Source organism: Dietzia sp. DQ11-44, assembly GCF_014145205.1.
GTDB classification, from domain to species: domain Bacteria; phylum Actinomycetota; class Actinomycetes; order Mycobacteriales; family Mycobacteriaceae; genus Dietzia; species Dietzia natronolimnaea.
On sequence record NZ_JAALEC010000108.1, the window covers coordinates 1 to 5,736 of the forward strand.

Consider the following 5,736-nt stretch of genomic DNA (forward strand, 5'->3'; position numbering starts at 1 on the left):
TCTCAACTACAGCGGCGGCTTCGCCGAGACGGCCGCGGAGGCCGCGGACCTCGAGCGGGCGGGGCTGGACATCGCGTTCGTCCCCGAGGCCTACTCGTTCGACGCGGTGAGCCAGCTCGGGTACCTCGCGGCCAAGACCTCGACCATGGAGCTGGCCTCGGGCATCCTGCAGATCTACACCCGCACACCCACCCTGACTGCCATGACCGCCGCCGGGCTGGACTTCGTCTCCGACGGCCGCTTCATCCTGGGCCTCGGCGCCTCCGGCCCGCAGGTCGTCGAGGGCTTCCACGGCGTGCGCTACGACGCGCCGCTGGGCCGCACGCGCGAGGTCATCGAGATCTGCCGCAAGGTGTGGCGCCGGGAGAAGCTCGTGCACGACGGGGCCAAGTACCAGATCCCGCTGCCCGCCGACCAGGGCACGGGCCTGGGCAAGCCGCTCAAGCTCATCAACCACCCGGTGCGCGAGAACATCCCGATCGTGCTGGCGGCGCTCGGGCCGAAGAACGTGCAGCTGGCCGCCGAGATCGCCGATGGCTGGCAGCCGATCTTCTTCCACCCCGAGAAGGCCCACCTCGCGTGGGGTGAGCCGCTGGCCAAGGGGCGTGAGAAGCGCGATCCCTCTCTCGGAGAGCTCGAGGTCTACGCCGGACCCCCGCTGGCGATCTGCGAGGAGAACGAGGTGCCGGGCTACCTGGACTTCGTGCGCCCGCACCTGGCCCTCTACATCGGTGGGATGGGCGCCCGCGGCAAGAACTTCTACAACGAGCTCGCGTGCCGCTACGGCTACGAGGACGAGGCCGCCCGCATCCAGGACCTGTACCTGGACGGCAAGAAGGACGAGGCCGCGGCCGCGGTGCCCGACGAGCTGGTCCGGTCGGTCTCGCTGATCGGCCCCGAGTCGTACGTGGCCGAGCGGGTCGAGGCGTTCCGCGAGGCCGGGGCCACCACCCTCACGGTCGTACCGATGGCGATGGACGCCCCCGGCCGGATCCGGCTGGTGGAGCGGTTCCGCGCGCTCTGCTGATCCACCGGCGTGGCCGCCGGGGGAGTTGGCCAGCCCCCGGTCAGGCGAGGTCGACCACCACGTTCTTGAGCACGGGGGCGTCGTCCCGCTCGGCGGCCGTGGCCGCCACGAGCAGTCGCGAGCCGTCCTCCCACACGCGGACGCGCATGGTCTCGCCGGGGAAGAAGATGCCGCCGAACGTCACGCCGTAGCCGCGGACCCGCTCGACGTCGCCGCCCAGGACCTCGTCCACGACGGCCCGCAGCACCATGCCGTAGGAGCACAGACCGTGGAGGATCGGGCGCGGGAACCCGGCCGCCTCGGCGAACGCGGGATCGGAGTGCAGGGGGTTGCGGTCCCCGCAGAGGCGGTAGAGCAGCGCCTGCTGGGGCAGGCTCGCGACCTCGATGGTGTGGTCGGCGTCCCGCTCGGGGTACTGCACCTTCTCGGAGGTCCCGCGCTCGCCACCGAAGCCTCCCTCGCCACGGGCGAAGATCCCGGATCGAGAGGTCCACAGCTTCTCACCCTCGGCGGAGACCGTCTCGGACTCCTGGATGATCACCGCGGCCGACCCCTTGTCCTGGATCTCGGCGATCCTGGTCGTGGTGACGGCGGTGCCGGCCGCGGGGATCGGGCGGTGCACCTCGACGGACTGGCTACCGTGCACGACCTTGGCCAGGTCGATCTCGACCCCGGGGAAGGACACCCGCGGCGCCTCCGTGACGTTCATCGTGGCGGCGACGGTGGCGAACGACGGCAACACCTTGGGATGCAGGTCGTCCACGTAGTCCAGCCCGGCGGTGTCCATGGGGTCCCCGGCCGCGCCGACTCCGAGTGCGTAGAGCGCAACGTCCGAGGCTGTCCAGGAGAACTCCTGCGAGGGAAGCTCGGCCCCCAGGGCAATCGAGAGGTCGATCGGCACGGTCAGACTCCCGTCTTGTCGGTGGTGGTCGGTCCGGTGGTGGTGGACCCGGCGGCGGCGCCGGCCAGCATGTGCTCGACCGCGAGGTACCCGAAGACCATCGCGGGGCCGATGGTCGCCCCGGGCCCGGCGTAGGTGTGGCCCATGACCGGCGACGACGCGTTGCCGGCGGCGTAGAGCCCCTGGATCACGGAGCCGTCCGAGCGGAGGACGCGGCCGTGGACGTCGGTGTTCGCCCCGCCCTTGGTCCCGAGGTCCCCGGGCACCATCTTGGCGGCGAAGAACGGTGCCTTGCGGACGGGACCGAGGCTCGGGTTGGGCTTGTTGGTGGGGTCGCCGTAGTAGTGGTCGTACCCCGAGACGCCCCGCTGGAAGTCCTCGTCCACGCCTCTCTCGGCGAAGCCGTTGAACCGGGCGGCCGTCTTCTCCAGCGCGTCCCCCGGGACGCCGATCAGTCCGGCGAGCTCGGCGAGCGTGTCGGCCTTGTGGAAGTTCTCCGTCTCGAGCCACTTCTTCGGCAGCGGCTGCTTCGCCTGCAGTCCGGCGAAGAGATACCGGTTCTTGTACTCCTGGTCGAAGATGATCCAGGCCGGGACGTTCTCGCCCTCGGCGCCCTGCTGGTCGGCGGGGGCCTGCCCGTACTCCCCGCCGTACATCCGGTGCCCGGCCTCGACGTACGGCAGCGACTCGTTCATGAACCGCTCGCCGCGCGAGTTGACGAGGAACGAACAGGGCAGCGAGCGCTCGGCGAGCGCGAACCACGGACCGCGGGGGAGCAGGATCGTGGGACCCCACCAGGCGTCCTCCATGAAGGCCAGTTCCGCCCCCACCTTCTCCATGTACTCGATCCCCTCGCCGGTGTTGCCGGCGGCGCCGACCGTCCACGAGGTGGGGATGGGCTGACGCTGGTACTTGTCCCGCATCTCCTGGTTGTGCTCGAACCCGCCCGAGCCGATGATCACGCCACGTCGGGCGCGGAGGGTCTGCTCCTCGCCGCCGCGGGTCACGGTGATGCCCACGACCCGCTCGTCCAACCCGCTGCCCTCGGTGACCAGACCGGTCATCGGCGTGTTGAGCCACACCGGGACACCCGCGTCCAGGAGGCCCTTGCGCATGGCGGCGATGAGCGCGCGGCCCATGCCCACCATGTTGGCCCCGCGGGCCTTCGCCAGCAGCATGCGCATCGTCACACGGACGGAGCGCCGGAAACCCTTGGTGGTGGGGCGCTGGAGGAGGTTGAGCCAGCGGTAGTCGGACTGCTTGACCACCATGTTCGCCGGAGCCTTGGCGTAGGGGGGCTCGAGCCGCGCGGCCTCGGAACCCAACTGGCGCAGGTCGAACGGCTTGGGCTCGACGGATCTGCCGCCGAGTCGTCCTCCCGGGGACTCGGGGTAGTAGTCCGAGTAGTCGACCACCCACTCCATCTCGAGGGGGGAGTTGGCGAGGACGAAGTCCAGGACCTCGGGGCCACGGTCGACGTACGCGTCGATCCGTTCCGGGGCCACGACGTCGCCGACGATCGCCCGGAGGTAGGTCCGGGCGGCCTCCGGGGTGTCCTGGACGCCGTCCCGTCGGAGGACGGAGTTCCCCGGGATCCACACGCCGCCGCCGGAACGGGCGGTGGAGCCGCCATAGTGCGGTGCTTTCTCCACGAGGACCACGCTGAGGCCCTTCTTCGCTGCTGCGAGGGCGGCCGTCATGCCTGCTCCACCGCTACCGACGACGACGACGTCGAACTCCTGGTCTGCCATGTAGAACACGTTATAGAACCGGGGGCTCGAGCGCCACACGGTCGAGGTAGCATCCCGGTCATGCTCAACGAGGAGACCCGCTCCACACTCGCCCAGCGACTCTGGGACGCCGAGGCCGACGTGGCGCCCATCGCGCCGCTCACCGACCACCATCCCGAGATGACCCCGGACGACGCGTTCGAGATCCAGCTCGTCAACATCCGCCGCAAGCTCGCCGCCGGCGCGGTGGTCACCGGACACAAGGTGGGTCTGGCCTCCAAGGCCATGCAGGAGATGATGGGCGTCGACGAACCCGACTACGGCCATCTCCTCGACACCATGGAGTACCCGGAGGGCGCGCCGGTCGAGGCTGCCCGGTTCTGCTTCCCGCGCGTCGAGGTCGAGGTGGGCTTCATCCTCGGCGCCGACATCCCGCCGGAGGGGTGCTCGCAGGAGGAGGCCGCTGCCGCCATCGAGTGGGTCGTGCCCTCGATCGAGCTGATCGACTCGCGCATCCGCGACTGGAAGATCACCCTGCCCGACACGATCGCCGACAACGCGTCGTCCTGCGGGTATGTCGTCGGGCAGCAGCGCGTGCGGCTGACGGACCTGGACGTCGCCGCGATCGATGCGACCCTCTACAAGAACGGCGAGTTCCTCGCGTCCGGCCGCTCCGACGCGGTCCTGGGCAACCCGCTCAATTCGGTGGGCTGGTTGGCCTCGACGGTCGCCAAGTTCGGCGTCCGCCTGCGCAAGGGAGACGTGATCCTGCCCGGCACCGCGATCCGCGCGATGGACGCCGCGCCCGGCGATTCCTTCCGCGCCGAGTTCGCGGGCCTGGGGGACGTGACCATGGAGTTCCGCTAGCGCGGGGGTGCAGCCAGTGCGGGGGTTCGGCTGCGGCGCTCACGTTCCCTCGGCCCTCGTCACGTCCGGTCCGTCGCCATCGCGCGACTGGCGGCCGCGGCCACCCTGGTGACCAGTGGCTCCAGGCGAGTGAGTGCAGCACCGTCCGCCGCGCTAGCGGAGAGCGCCGCCACCGCTAGGGTTCCGCAGGCGCCGTCCTCGTCGTCGTCGAACACGGGTGCGGCCACGCAGTAGAGGCCGGGCGTGAGCTCGGCGCGATCCACCGATCGCCTTCTGCGCCGGATCTCCGCCAGCTCCACGGCGAGCGCATCCGGCGAGGTGAGCGTGGTGTCGGTCCAGGCGATCAGCGGGCCCTGCGACACCCGCTCGGCGGCGGCGTCGTCGAACGCCAACATCGCCTTGCCCACTCCGGTGCAATAGGCCGGCAGTCCGCCGCCGATCCGCGACGGTGACGGGATCGGCCGCGGACCGTGCAGCTTGTTGAGGTACACCACCTCGTCACCGTGCAGCGTGGCCAGGTGCACCGTCGCCCGGGTCGCCTCGAAGAGGTGCGCGAGGAACGGTGTGAGTACGCGGCGGGTCCGCTCGTATGCCGGCGAGGCAGGAATCGGATCCAGCTCATGCACCAGCGGCCCCAGTCGATAGCGCTGGCCGATGCGCGTGACCGCATCGTTTCGCTCGAGTGCGGCCAGGAGGCGAAGGGTCGTGGACTTGGCCAGCCCGGCCTCGCGGGAGATCTCGCTCAGTGTCAGGCCGGTTCCCGCCGCCGTCACCCGCAGTACGTCGAAGGCGCGGTCGACGGGGGAGACGGGCGGTTCGGTCATGCGGTGAGTGTAGCGCGGAGGTCCGACATCGAGTGACGGGTGATTCGAACACTTGCGCTAGTGAGGTGGTGACGTTAGAGTAGTACGTATGTTCGATACAGGCGCCGCGGGGGGAGGGTGGTCGGTAATGAGTGCGACGACGACGAGTTCGGCGGCGTTCGGGGCGCTTCGCGCCGTGCCGGAGGCTCTCGACACGTTGGGCGCCGAGGCGTTGAGCGAGGTGGCGCGGTCGGCCACTCTGGCGCAGAACCTCGCCGCGGCCACCCGCCTGCAGGCCGCGCATCACCTCGTGGAGGCGATGGGGCGGCTCGATCGGGAGGCGCGGGGGTCAGGCCCCGGCCGGGAGCCTGGCGATTCCGGCCCCGCCGATTCTCGTCCTGCCTACGC

Annotated in this window: 5 protein-coding genes and 1 pseudogene; 3 read left to right on the plus strand and 3 right to left on the minus strand. The window is 70.5% G+C overall.

The genetic code is table 11. From position 1 onward, the window contains the following. Window positions 1-1,027: LLM class F420-dependent oxidoreductase (locus G6018_RS03315; protein WP_182638713.1), on the plus strand; the 1,027-nt coding region annotated here is incomplete at its 5' end. 40 nt (window positions 1,028-1,067) lie between these two features. On the opposite strand, the gene G6018_RS03320 is transcribed toward G6018_RS03315, so the two are convergent. After that, window positions 1,068-1,928, minus strand: coding sequence for a MaoC/PaaZ C-terminal domain-containing protein (locus tag G6018_RS03320; RefSeq protein WP_182617464.1), 861 nt, complete (start codon window positions 1,926-1,928; stop codon window positions 1,068-1,070). Window positions 1,929-1,930: 2 nt separating this feature from the next. Continuing rightward, a complete protein-coding gene (kstD, locus tag G6018_RS03325; RefSeq protein WP_182617463.1) occupies window positions 1,931-3,679 on the minus strand; it encodes a 3-oxosteroid 1-dehydrogenase in 1,749 nt (582 codons plus the stop codon). 60 nt (window positions 3,680-3,739) lie between these two features. Here kstD and G6018_RS03330 point away from each other — a divergent pair, with 60 nt between their 5' ends. After that, complete coding sequence (locus G6018_RS03330; RefSeq protein WP_182617461.1) at window positions 3,740-4,525, plus strand: 2-keto-4-pentenoate hydratase; 786 nt, start codon at window positions 3,740-3,742, stop codon at window positions 4,523-4,525. Between the two features lie 59 nt (window positions 4,526-4,584). On the opposite strand, the gene G6018_RS03335 is transcribed toward G6018_RS03330, so the two are convergent. Next, a complete protein-coding gene (locus G6018_RS03335; protein WP_182617460.1) occupies window positions 4,585-5,349 on the minus strand; it encodes an IclR family transcriptional regulator in 765 nt (254 codons plus the stop codon). 127 nt (window positions 5,350-5,476) lie between these two features. Between G6018_RS03335 and G6018_RS03340 the strand changes: the two are divergent. Next, window positions 5,477-5,736 (plus strand): annotated as a pseudogene (locus G6018_RS03340) (hypothetical protein); the annotation flags it as partial.

Excerpts from the sequence above, each read along its gene's own strand:
- G6018_RS03330 (WP_182617461.1), top strand. The coding sequence starts at position 3,740 with ATGCTCAACGAGGAGACCCGCTCCACACTCGCCCAGCGACTCTGGGAC.
- G6018_RS03335 (WP_182617460.1), bottom strand. The coding sequence starts at position 5,349 with ATGACCGAACCGCCCGTCTCCCCCGTCGACCGCGCCTTCGACGTACTG.
- kstD (WP_182617463.1), bottom strand. The coding sequence starts at position 3,679 with ATGGCAGACCAGGAGTTCGACGTCGTCGTCGTCGGTAGCGGTGGAGCA.